Genomic DNA, 17,888 nt, shown 5'->3' with positions numbered 1-17,888 from the left:
GGCGCAGGCGCGCCGCCCGGCGGGGTGACCGTCCGCCGGCCGTCCGCCGCGACGACCGCGCGCGAGAATCGAGGGGCATGCGTCAGCTTTACGTGCAAGGAGCCTGGGTATCCTCCTCGTCCGGTGAGGGCATCGACGTCGTCGACCCCTCGACCGAGCAGGTCATCGACCGGGTGCCCGCGGGCTCCCCGGGTGACGTCGACCGGGCCGTGTCCGCCGCCCGCGCCGCGTTCCCGGCGTGGTCGGGCACCGCCGCCGCCGACCGGGGCAAGATCCTCAAAGCGGCGGCCGACCTCCTCAAGGAACGCGCCGAGCAGATGGCGCGCACCATCGCCACCGACATGGGCTCGCCGTACGCCTTCGCGCTCAAGGTGCAGACCCTGATGCCCGCCGCGGTGCTCGCCGACCACGCCCGACTGGCCGAGGAGCGGTGCGATCGGGAGACCCGTGTCGGCGACTCGCTGGTGTTGCGCGAACCGGTCGGCGTCGTCGGCGCGATCACCCCGTGGAACTACCCCCTGCACCAAGTGGTGTGCAAGGTCGCCCCGGCCCTCGCCGCCGGGTGCACGGTGGTGCTCAAGCCGAGCGAGGTCGCCCCGCTCGCCGCCTACGCCTTCGCCGAGATCCTGCACGACGCCGGGCTGCCCCCCGGGGTGTTCAACATGGTCAGCGGCCCGGGGCCGGTCGTGGGCGAGGCCATCGCCTCCCATCCCGGCGTCGACATGGTGTCCTTCACCGGCTCCACAGGGGCGGGCAGGCGCGTCGCGGCCCTGGCCTCCCACACCGTCAAGCGCGTCGCGCTGGAGCTCGGCGGCAAGTCGGCCAACCTGATCCTCCCGGACGCCGACCTGGCGACCGCGGTGAAGCTCGGAGTGGCGGGGGCGTTCATCAACTCCGGCCAGACGTGCTCGGCCCTCACCCGCATGCTCGTGCACCGTGACCGGTACGACGAGGCCGCCGGCCAGGCCGCGGCCCTCGCCGGCACCTACACCCTCGGCGGCCCGTTCGAGGAGGGCACCCGCCTCGGCCCCCTGGTGTCGGCCGCCCAGCGCGAGCGCGTGGTCCACTACCTCAACCGGGGTCAGGAGGAGGGCGCCCGGCTGGTCGCCGGCGGCGGCGACCGGCCGCTCGAACGCGGCTATTACGTCGAGCCGACCGTTTTCGCCGGCGTCGCGCCGGGCATGGTCATCGAGCAGGAGGAGATCTTCGGCCCGGTGCTTTCGCTCATCCCCTACACCTCCGTCGACGAGGCCGTGGACATCGCCAACGGCACCCCCTACGGACTTTCCGGCGCGGTGTGGGGCGGCACGCAGGAGGAGGCGGTGGCCGTGGCGCGCAGGCTGCGCACCGGCCAGGTGGCGATCAACGGCGGCCGGTTCAACACCTCGGCCCCGTTCGGCGGCTACAAGCAGTCGGGGGTCGGACGTGAGCTCGGGGAGTTCGGCCTTGAGGAGTACCTCGAGGTCAAGTCCCTGCAACTGTAGTGAGGAGGGCGGTCGCGTGAAGCCGTCGGTCCGTACGGCGCGCCGCGTCAGCGCGTTCGAGATGGCGCTGGCGCTCGGCGGGCTGCTGCTCATGCTGCTGGCCGTCCAGAACGCCGGGGCGGCCATCGCGGCCCTGCGCGGCGACGGAATCCCCGGCACCTTCACCGCCCGCCGACTCGACTGCATCCAGCATCCCGGCCACGAGCAGTGCTCGTGGACCGGCACGTTCCGCTCGCGCGACGGCAGGGACGTGCGGCAGGACATCGGGTTCTACGGCAGCGAGCGCGGCACCTTCACCGCCGGCGCCACCTCGCCGGCCTTCGACACCGGGCGGCGCGGCCACGTGTACGGTCCCGGCGGCTCCAACGAGTGGGTCGTCGTCGCCGCGCTGCTCCTGGCCGGCCTGGGCCTGGTCGCCCGGCCCCTGCTGTGGCTGGTCGCCCGCCTGCGGAGGCCCCGCCGCGCGGCGCCCGTGCCCGTGGGGCACGACGACCGCCCATGACGCCGGGCGGCCCCAGGGCCGCCTGACGACGCGCCCTGTGACCCGAGACGCGTCAGGGGGTGCGCAGCAGGATGTCGCGGGCGGCGTTCTTGGGCAGGCGGTCGACGTAGATGACCCCTTCGAGGTGGTCGTACTCGTGCTGGAAGCAACGGGCCAGCAGCCCTCGCGCCTTCAGGCGCACCGGCCGGCCGAGCCGGTCGAACCCGCGCACGCTCACCCCCGCCGCGCGCGGCGTGCGGGCGTACAGCGGCTTGCCGGTGTCGCGGCCGGGCACCGACAGGCAGCCCTCCTCGTCGAGGACCTCCTCGGCGTCGTCGATGGTGAGGACGGGGTTGACGACGTGCCCTTTGCGCCCGCTGGCGTCGTAGACGAACAGCCGCTTGGACACCCCGATCTGCGGGGCGGCCAGGCCGACGCCGTCGGCGGCGTACATCGTCTCCATCATCTCGTCGATCAGCCGCCGAAGATCGCGGTCGAAGGACGTGACCGGCTCGCCGGGGGTGCGCAGGACGGGGTCCCCGATCACGCGGATCTCACGCATGAAACTCTCCTGTAAGGGGTCATGTGGCCAACCGCCTATTACTGTAACGGAATCCGCGCCGGTGGGGGCCGGTGATCCGCCTACGGCGCGGCCCGATGGACCCGAGGGAAGCCGGGCTGCGACAATGGGCGCGTGCGCGTCTACATCGCCGCCGATCACGCCGGCTACGAACTCAAGAACCACCTCGTCTCCTGGCTGAAGGAGCACGGCCACGACGTCGTCGACGACGGCCCGTTCGTGTACGACGCCGAGGACGACTATCCGGCGTTCATCCTGCGCGCCGCCGAGGGCGTGGTGAACGACCCCGGGTCCCTCGGCATCGTGATCGGCGGGTCGGGCAACGGCGAGCAGATCGCGGCGAACAAGGTGCGCGGCGTCCGCGCGGCGCTGGCCTGGAGCGAGCAGACCGCCTCGCTCTCGCGGCAGCACAACGACGCCAACGTCATCAGCCTGGGCGCCCGCATGCACTCCCTGGAGGAGGCCACGCGCTTCGTCGAGGTCTTTTTGAGCACGCCGTTCTCCGGAGAGCAGCGCCACCAGCGCCGCATCGACCAGATCTCGGCCTACGAGACCGGCGGCGGCATCCCGCCCCTGCCGGGCCGCTGAGCCGCTAGGCGTCCTTGCGGCGGCGTGGGTCGGGCTTGCGCGGCGGCTCGGGCTTGCGAGCGGGCTCGCCCTTGCGCGGGGCGTCGGCCTTGCGGGCCATCTCGTCGCGCAGCGGCCGCCGGTCGGCGGCCTCCTGCTGGTCGGACGAAGGACGCGAGACGTCGCGCGCCCGCATCGCCGTGATCGCGGTGATCTGCAAGCTCTGCAGTGCCATGGGCCAAGCCTAGAACAGCGCCGCCGGAAACCCGGCGGGTGTCAGAAGATCATGCCGCCCCACGGCGCGACGTCCCAGGCCATCGCGGCCGACAGGGCGCGCAGCGCGCCCGGGCGGGTCTCGCGGACGACGCCCGCGGCCTGGTAGGCGCCGAGCGTCCGCCCGCCCAGGTAGGCCGCGCCGAGCACGCTCACCGGCAGCTCCACGTCGGCGGGGTCGGTGGTGCGGGCGCAGACGGCCCCGCCGGCGCCGGCCGACAGCCGCCAGCGCCCGGCGTTCCACGGGCACACGGTGTCCTGGACGTCCAGGACGACGTCCACGGGCGCGGCGTACGCGCGGGCGGCGAGCGCCCTGTCGACGTCCACCACCCGCACCCACATCTCGTCCACGAACCCGGCGTTCAGCAGGCGGGGCTCGGCGAGCAGGTGCATGATCGGGTCGTCGACCGGGCGGATGGGGGCGCGCACCCGCGAGCACAGGTCGCGGTCGAGGACGTGGCGCCACAGCAGGGCGTACGCCGCGGGGTCCAGGCCGAACAGGTCGACCACCCGCAGCTCGCCGTCGGGCACGTCGTTCTCGGTGAACCCCGGCTTGACCCGGAACAGGGCGTACCCCCGCGGCCCCGCGTCGTCCTCGGCGATCACGCAGCGCAGCGCGCTGCCCCCGCGACGGTGGTCGGGGTCGTCGGCCATCAGGATGTTCCACTTGGCGTCGTTGCGGGCGTACAGGCCGGGACGGGTCGGCAGCACGGTGTCGAAGACCTTCTGCAGGTCCGCCCGCGCCTCGGCCGCGGGCCTGACGACGCGCAACCGCAGTGAGGGGTCGACCGGCGCGTGCGCGGCGAACGGGGAGCGCGCGGGGATGGTGAGGAACAGGTTGTCGGTGGCCCTGCCGTACCCGAAGCGCTGGTAGATGGCGGCCTCGGTGGCGTACAGCGCCGCGACCGGCTCACCGCTCTCGTGCAGCCCCTCGAGCTGCCGCCGCATCAGCGAGGTGAGCACGCCCCGGCGCCGGTGGGAGGGGAGCACGGCGACGGCGGTCACGCCGCAGACCGGCTTCGGGCCGCCGGGGACGGTCATCGTGAAGGTGAGCCCCGCGACCACCCCGGCCAGCAGGTCGCCGTCGAAGGCCCCGAGCGACCGGTCGAACTCCAGCAGCGACCTGAACGCATCGGCGCGGGCGGGGGAGTTGTCCTCGGAGAACGCCTCTTCGTCCACGTCGAGCCATGCCCGCCATTCCGACTCGTCGATGGGACGGATGACCATGCCCGGCCGCGTGCTTGGTTCGCTGTTCACCTGGCCAACGTTATGACCGGGCAAACCGGATCGGCCACCTAATATCCCCGTTTAATGATCAAGGTCTTGGTCAAGTCGGCTGCCCAAACGGCAGATGGGCAGATAGAGTCGAGCGCATCATGACTTCCCGTCCGGCGCCGCTGATCCCCCCGCGGCTCCGCGCGATCTTGGTTCGCATCCCGTTCCTGGTGCGGATCGTGCGGTTCCTGCGGAGGGGGCCATTGGCGCGTGACCGGAACCTGCTCATCACGCTGAGCGTCGCCACGCTGGCGCTCGGCGCCCTCGCCGCGCGCGTCTCCACCGAGTGGTTCTCGCCGAGCCTGTTCATCCTGGCCACTCTCGTCGGGGGCCTGCAGCTCCGCATGCGCAGCCTGGCCGTCCTGGTGGGCGCCGTCGCCGTGGCGCTGGGCTACATCGCGGCCACGCTCGGCGTGCGCTCCGTCGGCGCGGGGCTGCTGGTGACCATCGGGTTCACGACCGTGCTCGCCTTCCTCATGGCCCGCACGCGCGGCAAGCTGGGCGTCCAGGGGCTGCGCGGGGACGCGATGCTGCTCGAACTGCGCGACCGCCTCAAGCGGCAGGGCGAGCTGCCGCCGCTCAACCGCAAAGAGTGGGGCTCGCGGGTCGTGCTCAAGCAGGCGGGCGGCTCCTCCTTCGGCGGCGACTTCCTGGTCTCCATGCGCCACGGGAACGTTCTCGAGGTCGCCCTGGTCGACGTGTCGGGCAAGGGCGTGGACGCCGGCACCCGCGCGCTGATGCTCTCGGGCACCTTCGGCGGGCTGCTGGGGTCGGTCGAGTCCTTCCTGCCCGCCTGCAACGCCTACCTGCACCGCCAGCCCGAGGGCGAGGGCTTCGTCACCGCCGTCCACCTCCGGCTCGACCTGTCCACCGGGGCGTACCAGATCACCTCCGCCGGGCACCCGCCGGTGGTCAAGTTCGACGCGGGCACGGGCACCTGGCAGGTGTCGGCCGCCAAGGGCGTCGTGCTGGGCGTCGTCCCCGACCTGCACTGCGAGCCCGACAGCGGCGTTCTGCGCAAGGGCGACGCGCTGATGCTCTACACCGACGGCCTGATCGAGCAGCCCGGGCGCGACATCGACTCCGGGCTCGACCGGCTGCTCGGCGAGGCCGAGCGGCTGGTGCCCTCGGGCTTCCACGACGGCGCCCGTCCCCTGGTCAACTCCATGTCGGCCGGGCACAACGACGACTGCGCACTGATCCTCATCTGGCGGCCGTAGCCCCCCGCGCCCAACGCGATCAGAGCCAGCCGGTCTCGGCGGCGATGCGCACCGCGTCGGCGCGGTTGCGGGCTCCGGTCTTGCAGATGATGCGCGACAGATGATTTCGGACCGTTCCCACAGAGAGATAGAGCTTGGCGGCGATCTCCTTGGAGGAGGCGCCCTGGGCGGCGATGCGCAGGACGTCCTGCTCGCGGGGGGTGAGAGGGTTGTCGGCCGAGGTGAGCGCCGCGATGGCGAGGTCGGAGTCGACGGCCTTGCGCCCGGAGGCGACGCGGCGGATGCCGTCGGCCAGATGCTCGGGCGCCACGTTCGTGCTCAGGAAGCCGAGCGCGTGGGCGGCGAAGGCCCGGCGCACCTGCCCGGGGTTCGGCCGCGCCGACAGCAGCAGCACCTTGCAGCGCGGCGCCTTCTGGTGCAGGCGCGCGGCGGCGGTGAGCCCGTCGACGTCGGGGAGGTCGACGTCGACCACCGCCACGTCCGGGGTGAGTTCCATGGCTGCCGGCACGATGTATTCGCCGGAGGCGACGTCGGCGATCACCATGAGATCCTTCTCGCCGTTCAGCGAGGCGACGAGGCCCCGGCGGACGAGAGGTAGGTGTTCGGCAACCAGGATGCGTATCAAGGTGCTCCCTTGGTCCTTGGGAACAGAACCGGCAAATTATGCTACGCCGACTCATATCCCACGGTGTCTACATGATTGCGTACCGTCAATGCAGTCTCCCGATTCGCTCCACCGCGCGCAAGTCACTCCTACGCTTGGTCGTTGAGTGTTGTTTTCCGGCGGCGGCCGAAGCCCTCGCGCGTTCGGTTACGCTCGGAACGGGCAATCCAAACAGAAGGCATCTTCTCCGACGTGGGGGTAGCACCTATGAGCTGGCTCGCAGTGGCCGGGTTTCTCATCTTCTTCGTCGGGTTGGCCGCGTCCATTGCCCTGCACGAGTTGGGCCATCTGGTGCCCGCGAAGTTCTTCGGCGTCAAGGTCACGCAGTACATGGTCGGTTTCGGGCCCACGATGTGGTCGCGCCGCCGCGGCGATACCGAATACGGCCTCAAGTGGATTCCGATGGGCGGCTACATCCGCATGATCGGGGCACTTCCCCCCCGGCCCAACGATGATCCGAACAAGCTTCGCAACATCTCCACCGGGCCGTGGCAGGCGCTCATCGAGAGCGCCAGGCAGGCGGCGCTGGAGGAGGTCAAGCCCGGCGACGCCGACCGCGTCCTGTACCGCAAGCCCTGGTGGCAGAAGGTCATCATCTTCATCGGCGGTCCCGCGATGAACTTCGTGCTGGCCTTCGTGCTGTTCGCCATCGTGCTGATGGGCTTCGGCATCTCGGTGCCCAAGCCCGTGGTCGCCGAGGTCTCCAAGTGCGTCGTCACCGTGGCCGAGCAGGAGAAGGGCCAGCAGTGCACCCCGGCCCACCGGTCCACGCCCGCGGCGCTCGCCGGACTCAGGGCCAAGGACAAGATCGTCTCGTTCGGCGGCAGGCCGGTGAACTCCTGGGACGACGCCAGTACGCTGATCCGCACCCATGGCGCGGGCCCGGTCGCCATCGGCATCGAGCGCGACGGCAGGCCGATGACGCTGAACGCCACGCTCATCGCGCAAGATCGCCCCTCCCTCGACGACCCGGAGAAGCTGGACAAGAACGTCGGCTTCCTCGGCGTCAGCCCCACCCTCGTCGTGGAGAAGCAGGGGCTCGGGTACGTCGTCGGCGCCATGGCCGACCTGGTCAGGCGCACCGGCTCGGCACTGCTGCAACTGCCGCAGAGGCTCGTCGGGGTCTGGCAGGCGGCCTTCGGCGGCGCCGAGCGTGACCTCAACAGCCCGCAGAGCGTCGTCGGCGCCGGGCGCCTGGGCGGCGCGATCGCCGCGGCGGCCATCCCGCTGGAGAACAAGATCGCCGGCTTCATCCAGCTCCTGGCCGGGTTCAACCTCGCGATCGGCATGTTCAACCTGATCCCGCTGATGCCGCTGGACGGCGGCCAGATCGCCGGCGGCCTGTGGGAGGGAATCAAGCGCGGTTACGCCCGGGTGCGCCGCCGCCCGATGCCGGGGCACGTGGACATCGCCAAGGCGCTGCCGCTGACGTACACGGTCGCGATCTTCCTGATCGCCATGAGCAGCCTGCTCATCTACGCCGACATCGTCAACCCCATCCGCCTGCCGGGCTGATCGGCCCCACCGGCGCCGGGCCGCGCGGCAGGCGCCCCGCAGGCACGTCGCGGTGCCACGCCCGCCGCCTGGTCACCGGGCGGCGGGTCACCGTAATACATCCTCCGGGCGAGTGTCCGGATGGAACTTTCACCGGCGGCAAGACGGCCGGACGGCTAGTACATCGAGATGTGCACGTGGTCGAAGTGGTTGGCGGTGATCCCGCCGCGGTTGGCCATCGACCGCCAGCCGGGAAAGCCCAGGTTGTAGATCCGCTGCCGGTAGATCACGTACTTCACGCCGAGCTTGCCGCCGTTCTTGATGGCCCAGGCGGCGATCTGCTCGCCCATCGCGACGCCGGCGGGCGAGGGCATCGCCCCGCCGGAGCTGAGCATGAAGTCGCACGCCCGGCCCAGCGGGTGCTCGCCACTGTTCTCGGGGCGGTAGCAGCCGACGGGGAACCGCAGCGGGAAGTGGTCCTTGACCTCGGCGCGCATCAGCCGCATCCGCGGGGTGATGTTCTCGCTCCCGGTCGGCAGCTCGGGCGCCCAACTGCCGTTGGCCTGCTTGCCCGGGGCGGTGGGCACGAGCCGGTCCAGCTTGTCCTTGATCTGGCCGATCAGTTTCTCGGCGTCCCTGCGCTGGGCGGTCACCTCGACGACGTCGTCGCGCAGGCCGTCGGTCAGCGCGGCCGCGTCGTCTGCCGCCTTCTTGCGGGCGTCACGGGCCGTGGCATATCGGCCGATCTCGGCGGACTGCTCGGCCTGGAGCTGTTGCAGCATCGCGGCGCCGCCGAAACCGGGCGACATGATCTCGCGCATCATGCCGAGACCGCTGCCCGCCTGGTAGCTGAGCTGGGCGATGTCGCCGACCTGGCCCTCGGAGGCGGTGAGCTCGGTCTCCGCGGCCTTCAGCCGCTCGCGGGCCTTCTTCTCCGCGGCCTTGGCCTTGGCGACCGCGACGCGCTTGGCGTTGTACTGGGCGATCAGCTTGTCGACCTGCTTGCCGAGGGCGGCGAGCTGTGCCTTGAGCTGTTTCTCGGTGGGTTTGGGGGCGGCGGCGCCGGCCGTGGACGGGCCGAGCACCAGGGCGGCCACCATCAGAGCGCAGGCGGCCACGGAACCGTGGCGGCCGGAAGACAGGGGCAGAGCCCGCTCCTCTCCATCTGCCGACCGGGTTAGCTGACGGGTTCGGGCCGGAGACGCCCTACCACACGTGTGGATTCACCCCAGAGGAACCGATGGGTCCCCGGCTCCCAGGCGGGGCACCTGGGATTAGGCGGACCGGCCGTTACGGCCGGTGTGTGATGGATGGTAGTGGTAGATCCGTATTTATGGCGACCCCGGAGGTGACGTCCCCCGACGTGGCGTGCGCGGGGTCACCGCCGCCGCGTCAGCGGCGGACCGTCCAGGGCGGGCGCGGTCACGGCTGCTCGCGCAGCATCCGGGCGGCCTCCTCGGGCAGCACGTCGTTGACGAACGCGCCCATCGCCGACTCCGACCCGGCCAGGTACTTCAGCTTCTGCGCCGCCCGCCGGATGCTGAACAGCTGCAGGTGCAGGTAGGCGAGGTCGCGCCCGGTGCGCACGGGCGCCTGGTGCCAGGCCGCGACGTAGGGCATGGTGACCCCGAACAGCCCGTCCAGCCGCCGCAGCAGGTCGGTGTAGAGCGGGCCGAAGGCCGCGCGCTCCTCGGCGTCCAGCTCGCGAAGGTCGGCCGCCCTGCGGTTGAGGTAGACGTGCACCTCGAACGGCCACCGCGCCGCCGCGGGGACGAACGCCGTCCAGTGCTCGTTGGAGGCGACCACGCGCGTCTCGGCCTTGCGCTCGGCGGCCAGCACGTCCGCGAACAGGTCGCCGCCCGTGCGCTCGCGGTAGCGGGCCGCCGAGGCCAGCATCTGCCGCGTGCGAGGCGTCACGTACGGATAGGCGTAGATCTGGCCGTGCGGGTGCGCCAGCGTGATGCCGATCTCGGCGCCGCGGTTCTCGAACGGGAACACCTGCTCCACGCCGTCCAGCCGCGAGAGGTGGTCGGTGCGGTCGGCGAGCGCCACCAGCACCAGATCGACCTGCTCGGGAGACAGCCGGGAGAAGGAGGAGTCGTGCCGGGAGGTGAAGCACACCACCTCGCACCGGCCGACGCCGGGCCGCACCTCGCTCAGGCCGCCCACATCCTCGTAGTGGCCCAGGTTGAAGCTGAAGGACGGGAAACGGTTCTCGAACACCGCGACGTCGTAGTCGGCGGCGGGGATCTCGGTCGCGTGGCCCGGCCGGGAGGGGCACAGAGGGCATTCGTCGGTGGGAGGCAGGAACGTGCGGCCCTGGCGGTGCCCGGCGATGGCGATCCACTCGTCCATCACCGGGTCGTACCGCAGCTCCGAGGCCGCGGGGCGCGGGGGCAGCTCGCGGGTGTCGGCGGCGCCGCGGTCGGCGTTCTCGTCGTGGTCGAAGTAGATGAGCTCTCGCCCATCGGCGAGCTGGGTGACGGTCCGCTTCACCGGGCCACCTCCTGTCCGGCGGCCGGCTGAGCCGCCTGTCCTGTCGTGTCGGCGGCCCGGGCCGCCCGTTCTGTTCCCGGAGCGCGGTTCGCGCGTCCGGACCCGCCGGCGTCGCGCGCCGGCTCGGTCGATGGCGCCGTCCCCGCGGGGTCGGCCAGCAGCAGCGTGCCGGCCTGCTCGGACAGCGCCGATCTGGCCTCCTCCGGCAGGCCGGTGTCGCTGATCACGACGTGCGCCTCGTCCAGCTTGGCGATCGTGCTGATGCCGACGGTGCCCCACTTGGTGTGGTCGGCCAGCACGACCAGCCGCTGCGCCGCCGCGACCAGTTCGCGGTCGGTCTCGGCCTCAAGGATGTTGGGGGTGGTGAAGCCCGCCCTGGGGTTCATGCCGTGCACGCCGAGCATCAGCGTGTCGACGTTGAGCGCGCGGATGGCCGCCACGGCGACCGGCCCCACCAGCGCGTCCGACGGCGTGCGCACCCCTCCGGTGAGCACGACGGTCTGGTCGGCGCGCCCGGCCCGGTGGAAGACGTCGGCGACCTGGACGGAGTTGGTGATGACCGTGAGGTGGGGGACGTCGGCCAGGTGATGGGCCAGGGTCCAGGTGGTCGTGCCGGCCGACAGCGCGACCGCGCTGCCCGGGCGCACCAGCTCGGCGGCGCGGCGGGCGATCGCCTCCTTCTCGGCCTGCTGGCGCACCGACTTGGCCGCGAAGCCCGGCTCCTCGGTGGACCCCGCGCCGGTGGCGGTGGCGCCCCCGTGCACCTTGTCCACCAGCCCGCGCTCGGCCAGCGCCTCAAGGTCGCGGCGGATCGTCATGTCCGACACCCCGAGCTCGCGCACCAGGTCGGCGACCCGTACCGCGCCGCTCCTGCGGACGCGCTCGAGGATCGCCTGCTGCCGTTGCTGAGCCAGCATCGCCTCACCTCTCCACCAAGTTCCATCAAAATACTACATAATCTGACCTGCACCTTGTTGGAACGTGAGGGGCGATGGTGGGGCGGGTGGACGGTCCCGGGTGGCGGCTCTGGGGGGCTTTCTTTGGCGTTTGGGCCTTGTACCGGTTCGGGCGCGGATGCATGGTGGGGAGCACGACCCGTACCGATGGGGAGGCCGAGATGGCGAGACGCGCGCGCAAGAGCCGGGCCCGCAAGAAGAGGAAGGCCAACCACGGCAAGCGGCCCGTCTCCCGCTGACCCTCCCCACGCCGGCCGTCACCTCGCCACCGCGTCGGCCGTGCGGGCCTGCCGGAGGTGACCCCGCGTCGTCTCCCGGCCGGGTGCCGGGGGCGGTGACGCGCGACGGGGCCGAGAGTACCGCGCTCCCTCGGCCCGCGCGTCAGCCGCCGCGCCCCCAAGCGGCCAGCAGGCGGGTCTGCGGGTCGGTGTCCTCCGGCAGCGGCGGGCGCTCGGCGATCACCCCGGCCTGCCGGTAGCCCTCCTCCGCTCCGGCGAACCACTCGGCGCACACCTCGACCAGCTCGGGGTCCAGCCGCTCGTCACCGCCGATCGCCCTGGCGAGGTCCCAGGTGTGGATGAGGGTGTCGGCGAACAGCTCGGCGATGTACTCCGCCCCGGAGACGTCGCCGAACGACAGGCGCACCGTCCGCGTCAGGACGTCGGCCGCCTCGATGGCGCGCGCCGCCGCGGCCGCCGCCACGTCGAACGCCTTGACCGGGTCGTCGCCGAGCAGGTCGCCCTCGGTCAGCTCGCCGGCCTCCGCGGCCTGCCGTCCCGCGAGCAGTTGCGGCGCCAGCAGGCTCTCGCCCACCAGATGGTCGACCATGCCGTGGACGTCCCAGCCGGCGCAGGCCGTCGGCAGCCGCCACTGATCGGCCCTGACCTGGTGAACGTGCGTGCCGAAGGCGTTTAGGGCCCTGCGATAGGCCTCGCGGATGTCCATCGTCATCATGTCCCTCCCGCGTCGTCCAACCGACGTTAACCCGGCCGCGGACCCCCCGTCAGGGGCGAGGACGGACGGGACGCCGGGGCGGCGGTCGCGGGACGTTATCGCAGAAGGCTCAGGGTGTCCTCCACCGCCCGGTGGAAGGTCGGGTAGGCGTAGATCATGCTCGTGAGCCGGTCGAGCGGCGTGCGTTCATGCACGGCCAGCGTCAGCAGGCCCAGCACCTCACCGCCGCACGGCCCCGCCACCGTCGCGCCGACCAGCGCGTCCTCGTCGGCGACGAGCTTGACCAGCCCCACGCCGCGGTGGATCCACCCGCGCGCCGAGGAGGCGACGGGCGTGGCCGCCGTGCGCACGGCGAGGCCCCGCTCGCGGGCCTGCCGTTCGGTCAGGCCCACCGCGCCCACCTCGGGGTCGGTGAAGGTCACCCTCGGCACCGCGCGGTAGTCCGCCGCCGGGCCGTGCTCGCCCAGGATGTCGTCCAGGGCGACGCGCGCCTGGTACACCGCCACGTGGGTGAACGCGCCCTCGCCCGTAACGTCTCCGACCGCCCACACCCCCTCGGCGGCCCTCATGCGGTCGTCCACGTTGATCACCCGCGCCGACTCGTCCAGGCCGACGGCGCCCACGCCGATGGCGGCCAGGTCGCAACGCCGCCCGGTGGCCACCAGCAGCCGCTCGGCGCGGTGGCTGCCGTCCTCGGTCATCACGGTGAAGGCGGAGCCATGGTGGTCGACCCGGGTGACCTTGGCGTCGGTGCGTACCGTGATGCCCTCCTTGGCGAAGACCTCGGCGAGCAGCTCGCCGGCCTCCGGCTCCTCGGACGGCAGCAGGCCGCCGGCCGCCTCCAGGACGGTCACCTCGGCGCCGAAGCGGCGCAGCACCTGGCCGAACTCCACGCCGACGGCGCCGCCGCCCAGCACGATGATCGACTCGGGCGCCCGTTCGGCCTCGGTCGCCTCGCGGTTGGTCCAGTACGGAGTGCCGGCCAGCCCGGCGATCGGCGGCACGGCCGGCTGCGAGCCGGTGGCGACGACGATGCCGCGGCGGGCGCGCAGCACCCGTGAGCCGTCCACCGTGACCTCGCCGGGGGCCGTGATCCTGCCGCGGCCGCGTACCAGCGTGCCGCCCTGGTCGTGGAAGCGGTCGGCGGCGACCTTGTCGTCCCAGTTGTCGGTGGCCTCCTCGCGGATGCGCCGGGCCACGGGCGCCCAGTCGGGCACGACCGTCGCCTCGCCCGCCATGGACGGGATGCGTCCACCCTCGGCCAGCAGATCGGCGGCGCGCACCATCATCTTGGTCGGCACGCACGCCCAGTAGGGGCATTCCCCGCCCACCAGGCGGGACTCGACGCCGGCGACGGCCAGACCGGCCTCCGCGAGGCGTCCCGCGACCTGTTCGCCTCCCGGTCCGAGCCCCAGGACGACGACGTCGAACTCTTCGATATCGGCAGCCATGGCCTTCCCCTGCCCAAGCCCCGCACCACCGACACGGTCACCACCAAGATCTTCCCCGGTCGTGTCCCGGGGGGCGGGGCCGCGCGATCCGGCCCCGCCGGAGGAGAAAAAGCAGGAGCGGCCGAAAAATAAGACGGCTCGAAGTCGGTGGTGGAAATGGAAAGGCCCGGGCGGAGAACGTGCCTCCTGCCTGGGCCTTCGTGCTGAGAGCGGACGACGGGAATCGAACCCGCGTAGCCAGTTTGGAAGACTGGGGCTCTACCATTGAGCTACGTCCGCGCGAGCCGGTCGCCGTCTGGTCTAGACTTCTCCCGGTCGTCAGGACGTAAGCGTACCGGAGATTGCGAGTGCGCGAGCGGCCCGATGCTCCGGGGTGTAGCGCAGCTTGGTAGCGCGCCTGCTTTGGGTGCAGGAGATCATCGGTTCAAATCCGGTCACCCCGACGTGCCCGGCGCCGGGCGGCGCCGATGCGACGGCGACGCCGGGCCCGGCCGTCGGCGGCGGGGACGCAGGGACGACGCTCTAGCGGGCGTGAAAGGTTCATCGTGCCGCCGGTGCGATCGGCGGCGTTCTTCCTGCCGGCGCGCGAAGCGCGGGACGGGTCCGCCCGGCGGGTCCGGCGAAGGCCCGCCGGTTCGCGAGTGGACCGAAACCCTGTGGGCAACGTGCTGACCGCTGGTCAGCGCTCCGCGCGAAACAGGGCCCAGACGGCCTTGCCACCCTCTTCCAGCGACTCCCAGCCCCACGCCTTGCTGTAGGTGTCGACGATGTAGAGGCCTCGTCCGTGCTCGGAGACGAAGTCGGGTTGCCTGCGGGTCGGCGCCTCATCGCTGGGATCGGAGACCGCAAGCAGCACGTGCTGCGACATTCGCAGGAGCAGCAGCGTTATCGGGTGGTCCTCATAGCGCCGGGCGGTGTGGCAGGCATAGCGCACGGCGTTGGTGACCAGTTCCGACACCACGAGGGTCGCGTCGTCGCCGATCTGGGGGCAACCCCAGGCGCTCAGGGTCCTGCGGGTCACGTCGCGGGCCGTTTTCACGGAATCGGCCTGGGGGCGGAGCGGGCAGGTGGTGCGGTCTTCATGTCGACCGGCACGTAATATGCGCCGAAATCCCACTTCAGGCGTTGCTTCCAGGCAATGAGCCGCGGATAGGGGCTCCAGCATCCTGCTGATACCTCCCACCATCATTGTGTCTCCGCAGCCAGTGCCGTTATAGGGGTTAGTGCACCTTAAGCCCAATATGCACTAGGCCATCATGGGTCAGTATTCGGCTTGGTGCAAGACCCAAATGCACGTGCACCTGCGCCGTGCAGGCGCAAGAACCGTCCGTGATGTCACCCCGCCGTCGCACTGATGCGACCGGCGCGCCCGACGCGCGGCCCAGACCTTGTCACGAGAGCCGGAAGTGGTGACACTGTGTGGGCTGGCCCGAGAAGAGAAGGAGGCCGAATGACGCAGTTCCAGCCCGGATCCGGTCCTACGGCTCTCCGCATCCTGCTGGGGTCCCAGCTCCGCCGGCTTCGCGAACAGAAAGGCATTTCGCGAGAGGAGGCCGGACATCTGATCCGCGGTTCCGAATCCAAGATCAGCCGGATGGAGCTCGGCCGGGTCGGGTTCAAGGAACGCGATGTGTCCGACCTGCTCGCCTATTACGGCGTCGAGGACGGCGAGGCGCGCTCGACGGTGATGGAGCTGCTGCAGAGGGCCAACGAGCCCGGCTGGTGGCACCGCTTCAACGACCTGCTGCCCTCGTGGTTCCAGGCCTACGTCGGCCTGGAGGAGGCGGCGTCCCGCATTCGCACCTACGAGGTGCAGTTCGTCCCCGGCCTGCTGCAGACCAAGGAGTACGCCCGCGCCGTCATCAGGGCGGGCGCGACGGGCGTCGGGGCGGCCGAGATCGCGCGGCGCGTCGACCTGCGCATGGAGCGCCAGCGCGTGCTCGACCGGGTCAACGGCCCGGTGTTCTGGGCGGTGATCGACGAGGCGGCGCTGCGGCGGCCGATCGGCGGCGCGGACGTCATGCGGGGCCAGTTGCAGCACCTGCTCGAGCTCATGCGCCAGCCGAACATCACGATTCAGGTCATGCCGTTCAGCTACGGCGGTCACAGCGCCGAGGGCGGGGCGTTCAGCGTGCTCCGCTTCGAAGACAATGAGCTTCCCGACGTGGTATACGTCGAGCAGCTCGCCAGCGCGCTGTACCTGGACAAACGAGACGAAGTGGACCGTTACAGCGAGGTCATGGAGCGGTTGTGCGCCGTCAGCACCACCCCCGAGGCCACGGTCGACATTCTCCAAAAGATCATCTCTGAGAGATTCTGACGCCTGTCGGTGACGCCGAAGGTGCTCGTCTGCCCTAGACTGGCAAGCGGCGCTGGACACCCGCCACGATTGAGCACGCCCAGACATGGTTGTGCCGGTTGGCCCGTGCACTGAGCCGCCCATGTGGGCGCGGCGCGCGAGCATGTCGCGGGTCGCCGTACGGCATGACGCCGCCCGCGATCACCAGAAGCTTGACCAAGGAGACCACCCCGTGAAGACCGCTGTCGAGGAGCTCAGCCCGACCCGGGTGAAGCTCACCGTCGAGGTGCCGTTCGAGGAGCTCGAGACGAGCATGCAGGCGGCGTACAAGAAGGTCGCGCAGCAGGTGCGCGTCCCCGGCTTCCGCCCCGGCAAGGTTCCCGCCCGCATCATCGAGCAGCGCTTCGGCCGCGCGGTGGTTCTGGAGGAGACCCTCAACGAGGCCCTGCCGAAGCTGTACGGCCAGGCCGTGGACGAGAGCGACGTCTTCCCGGTCAGCCAGCCGGAGATCGAGGTCACCAAGATCGACGACGGCAAGGAGGTGGAGTTCACCGCCGAGGTGGACGTCCGCCCCGCCTTCGACGTCCCCGACTACGAGGGCCTCGAGGTCACCGTCCCCTCGGCCGAGGTCTCCGACGAGGACATCGACACCCAGATCGACGCCCTGCGCCAGCGCTTCGCCACGCTCACCGGCGTCGAGCGCGCCGCGGGCAACGGCGACTACGTCGTGATGGACCTCTCGGCCACCATCGACGGCAAGAACATCGAGGAGCAGCAGGCCTCCGACGTCTCCTACGAGGTGGGCGCGGGCTCGGTGCTGCAGGGCCTGGACGACGCGCTGGTCGGCATGTCCGCGGGCGACGAGAAGTCCTTCACCACGACCCTCGTCGGCGGCGAGAACGCCGGTGAGGAGGCCGAGGTCACCATCACGATCAAGAGCGTCAAGGAGAAGGTCCTCCCTGAGCTCGACGACGAGTTCGCCGGCCTCGCCAGCGAGTTCGACACGCTGGAGGAGCTGCGCGAGAGCCTGCGCGCCCAGGCCCGCCGCAACAAGCTGGTCGACCAGGTCGTGCAGGCCCGTGAGAACGCCGTGGCCGCCGTGCTCGACCAGATCGACATCCCGCTGCCCGACAGCGCGCTCAAGGCCGAGCTGGACGCCCGCAAGCACAACCTCGAGCACCAGATCGCCGAGAGCGGCCTCAGCCGCGAGGCGTTCTTCCGGCTCTACCAGACCACCGAGGACGAGCGCTTCGCCGAGTTCGAGGAGAACTCCAAGAAGGCGATCAAGACGGGCTTCCTGCTCGACAAGATCGTCAAGTCCGAGGACATCGGGGTGAGCGAGGAGGAGCTGACCAACTTCGTGGTCCGCCGCGCGATGCAGCTCGGCGTCGCCCCGAACACCCTGGCCCAGCACCTGGCCGACAACGACCAGCTCACGCTGGCCATGGTCGAGATCGTCCGCGACAAGGCCAAGACCGTCATCGGCGACGCCGTCAAGGTGACCGACGAGGCCGGCAACGAGGTCGACCTCAAGGCCATCTACGCCGAGCTGAACGAGGGCCAGGAGGACGCCGAGGGCGCCACCGCGGCCGCCGCCCAGCCGGCCGAGTGACCCCGGCGTCCGCCGGCTCACGGCCGGCGGCGCCGCGCGAAACTCCACGATGCCCCCGCCGCGTCCTCGCGGCGGGGGCATC

17 protein-coding genes, 2 tRNA genes and 1 riboswitch are annotated in these 17,888 nt (G+C 71.2%); of the genes, 8 read left to right on the top strand and 11 right to left on the bottom strand.

The window, feature by feature from the left end; translation table 11 throughout:
- Positions 1–77: 77 nt before the first annotated feature.
- Both ABZU32_RS40010 and ABZU32_RS40005 read left to right on the top strand, forming a co-directional pair.
- The gene (locus ABZU32_RS40010) at positions 78–1,484 is read left to right on the top strand and encodes an aldehyde dehydrogenase family protein (RefSeq protein ID WP_354931790.1); all 1,407 of its coding nucleotides are present in this window, start codon (positions 78–80) and stop codon (positions 1,482–1,484) included.
- A 16-nt stretch (positions 1,485–1,500) separates the two neighbouring features.
- On the top strand, positions 1,501–1,986 hold the full coding sequence (locus tag ABZU32_RS40005; protein WP_354931787.1) for a hypothetical protein: 486 nt from the start codon (positions 1,501–1,503) through the stop codon (positions 1,984–1,986).
- A gap of 52 nt (positions 1,987–2,038) precedes the next feature.
- On the opposite strand, the gene def is transcribed toward ABZU32_RS40005, so the two are convergent.
- A complete protein-coding gene (def, locus tag ABZU32_RS40000; RefSeq protein WP_354931784.1) occupies positions 2,039–2,527 on the bottom strand; it encodes a peptide deformylase in 489 nt (162 codons plus the stop codon).
- Between the two features lie 132 nt (positions 2,528–2,659).
- Between def and ABZU32_RS39995 the strand changes: the two genes are divergently transcribed.
- Positions 2,660–3,133, top strand: a complete 474-nt coding sequence (locus tag ABZU32_RS39995; RefSeq protein ID WP_354931781.1) for a ribose-5-phosphate isomerase — start codon at positions 2,660–2,662, stop codon at positions 3,131–3,133.
- A gap of 4 nt (positions 3,134–3,137) precedes the next feature.
- Here the strand turns inward: ABZU32_RS39995 and ABZU32_RS39990 are convergent, their stop codons facing one another.
- Together ABZU32_RS39990 and ABZU32_RS39985 are read right to left on the bottom strand one after the other, a co-directional pair.
- Entirely contained in the window at positions 3,138–3,347 is a 210-nt protein-coding gene (locus ABZU32_RS39990) for a hypothetical protein (RefSeq protein WP_354931778.1), read from the bottom strand.
- 41 nt (positions 3,348–3,388) lie between these two features.
- Complete coding sequence (locus ABZU32_RS39985) at positions 3,389–4,642, bottom strand: GNAT family N-acetyltransferase (protein ID WP_354931775.1); 1,254 nt, start codon at positions 4,640–4,642, stop codon at positions 3,389–3,391.
- Positions 4,643–4,761: 119 nt separating this feature from the next.
- Between ABZU32_RS39985 and ABZU32_RS39980 the strand changes: the two genes are divergently transcribed.
- Positions 4,762–5,880 (top strand): PP2C family protein-serine/threonine phosphatase, encoded by a 1,119-nt coding sequence (locus ABZU32_RS39980; protein ID WP_354850653.1) that lies wholly within the window; start codon positions 4,762–4,764, stop codon positions 5,878–5,880.
- A gap of 19 nt (positions 5,881–5,899) precedes the next feature.
- Here ABZU32_RS39980 and ABZU32_RS39975 read toward each other — a convergent pair whose 3' ends face one another.
- On the bottom strand, positions 5,900–6,505 hold the full coding sequence (locus ABZU32_RS39975) for a response regulator transcription factor (RefSeq protein WP_354850656.1): 606 nt from the start codon (positions 6,503–6,505) through the stop codon (positions 5,900–5,902).
- Positions 6,506–6,751: 246 nt separating this feature from the next.
- On the opposite strand from ABZU32_RS39975, the gene ABZU32_RS39970 reads away from it, so the two are divergent.
- A complete protein-coding gene (locus tag ABZU32_RS39970) occupies positions 6,752–8,059 on the top strand; it encodes a site-2 protease family protein (protein WP_354931772.1) in 1,308 nt (435 codons plus the stop codon).
- Positions 8,060–8,214: 155 nt separating this feature from the next.
- On the opposite strand, the gene ABZU32_RS39965 is transcribed toward ABZU32_RS39970, so the two are convergent.
- The 6 genes from ABZU32_RS39965 to ABZU32_RS39940 form a co-directional block, all read right to left on the bottom strand.
- Entirely contained in the window at positions 8,215–9,156 is a 942-nt protein-coding gene (locus ABZU32_RS39965) for a hypothetical protein (protein WP_354931769.1), read from the bottom strand.
- Between the two features lie 34 nt (positions 9,157–9,190).
- Positions 9,191–9,329: riboswitch (cyclic di-AMP (ydaO/yuaA leader) on the bottom strand.
- Between the two features lie 131 nt (positions 9,330–9,460).
- Positions 9,461–10,534, bottom strand: coding sequence for a galactose-1-phosphate uridylyltransferase (gene galT / locus ABZU32_RS39960; RefSeq protein WP_354931766.1), 1,074 nt, complete (start codon positions 10,532–10,534; stop codon positions 9,461–9,463).
- A complete protein-coding gene (locus tag ABZU32_RS39955) occupies positions 10,531–11,451 on the bottom strand; it encodes a DeoR/GlpR family DNA-binding transcription regulator (protein ID WP_354850669.1) in 921 nt (306 codons plus the stop codon). Before ABZU32_RS39955 ends, galT begins: the two co-directional genes overlap by 4 nt.
- A 420-nt stretch (positions 11,452–11,871) precedes the next feature.
- Positions 11,872–12,444 carry a TIGR03086 family metal-binding protein gene (locus ABZU32_RS39950; RefSeq protein ID WP_354931763.1) on the bottom strand — a complete coding sequence of 191 codons (573 nt, stop codon included), beginning with the start codon at positions 12,442–12,444 and terminating at the stop codon, positions 11,872–11,874.
- Between the two features lie 95 nt (positions 12,445–12,539).
- Positions 12,540–13,895: an NAD(P)/FAD-dependent oxidoreductase gene (locus ABZU32_RS39945; RefSeq protein WP_354931760.1), complete on the bottom strand. Its 1,356-nt coding sequence runs from the start codon at positions 13,893–13,895 to the stop codon at positions 12,540–12,542.
- 208 nt (positions 13,896–14,103) lie between these two features.
- Positions 14,104–14,174: transfer RNA gene (locus tag ABZU32_RS39940), tRNA-Gly, on the bottom strand.
- 90 nt (positions 14,175–14,264) lie between these two features.
- Between ABZU32_RS39940 and ABZU32_RS39935 the strand changes: the two genes are divergently transcribed.
- Positions 14,265–14,338, top strand: a tRNA-Pro gene (locus ABZU32_RS39935).
- A gap of 236 nt (positions 14,339–14,574) precedes the next feature.
- Here ABZU32_RS39935 and ABZU32_RS39930 read toward each other — a convergent pair.
- A complete protein-coding gene (locus ABZU32_RS39930; protein ID WP_354931757.1) occupies positions 14,575–15,060 on the bottom strand; it encodes an ATP-binding protein in 486 nt (161 codons plus the stop codon).
- Positions 15,061–15,345: 285 nt separating this feature from the next.
- Between ABZU32_RS39930 and ABZU32_RS39925 the strand changes: the two genes are divergently transcribed.
- Together ABZU32_RS39925 and tig are read left to right on the top strand one after the other, a co-directional pair.
- Positions 15,346–16,215, top strand: coding sequence for a helix-turn-helix transcriptional regulator (locus ABZU32_RS39925; RefSeq protein ID WP_354850681.1), 870 nt, complete (start codon positions 15,346–15,348; stop codon positions 16,213–16,215).
- Positions 16,216–16,426: 211 nt separating this feature from the next.
- Entirely contained in the window at positions 16,427–17,806 is a 1,380-nt protein-coding gene (gene tig / locus ABZU32_RS39920; RefSeq protein ID WP_354931754.1) for a trigger factor, read from the top strand.
- Positions 17,807–17,888: the final 82 nt, after the last annotated feature.

Source organism: Sphaerisporangium sp. NPDC005288, assembly GCF_040607475.1.
GTDB lineage: Bacteria > Actinomycetota > Actinomycetes > Streptosporangiales > Streptosporangiaceae > Sphaerisporangium > Sphaerisporangium rhizosphaerae.
The sequence above is the reverse complement of the archived record's forward strand: the minus strand, read 5'-3'. Positions and strand labels throughout refer to the sequence as shown.

Excerpts from the sequence above, each read along its gene's own strand:
- ABZU32_RS39945 (WP_354931760.1), bottom strand. The coding sequence starts at position 13,895 with ATGGCTGCCGATATCGAAGAGTTCGACGTCGTCGTCCTGGGGCTCGGA.
- ABZU32_RS39990 (WP_354931778.1), bottom strand. The coding sequence starts at position 3,347 with ATGGCACTGCAGAGCTTGCAGATCACCGCGATCACGGCGATGCGGGCG.
- ABZU32_RS39925 (WP_354850681.1), top strand. The coding sequence starts at position 15,346 with ATGACGCAGTTCCAGCCCGGATCCGGTCCTACGGCTCTCCGCATCCTG.
- def (WP_354931784.1), bottom strand. The coding sequence starts at position 2,527 with ATGCGTGAGATCCGCGTGATCGGGGACCCCGTCCTGCGCACCCCCGGC.
- ABZU32_RS39970 (WP_354931772.1), top strand. The coding sequence starts at position 6,752 with ATGAGCTGGCTCGCAGTGGCCGGGTTTCTCATCTTCTTCGTCGGGTTG.
- ABZU32_RS39955 (WP_354850669.1), bottom strand. The coding sequence starts at position 11,451 with ATGCTGGCTCAGCAACGGCAGCAGGCGATCCTCGAGCGCGTCCGCAGG.
- ABZU32_RS40010 (WP_354931790.1), top strand. The coding sequence starts at position 78 with ATGCGTCAGCTTTACGTGCAAGGAGCCTGGGTATCCTCCTCGTCCGGT.
- ABZU32_RS39950 (WP_354931763.1), bottom strand. The coding sequence starts at position 12,444 with ATGATGACGATGGACATCCGCGAGGCCTATCGCAGGGCCCTAAACGCC.
- ABZU32_RS39980 (WP_354850653.1), top strand. The coding sequence starts at position 4,762 with ATGACTTCCCGTCCGGCGCCGCTGATCCCCCCGCGGCTCCGCGCGATC.
- ABZU32_RS39930 (WP_354931757.1), bottom strand. The coding sequence starts at position 15,060 with ATGCTGGAGCCCCTATCCGCGGCTCATTGCCTGGAAGCAACGCCTGAA.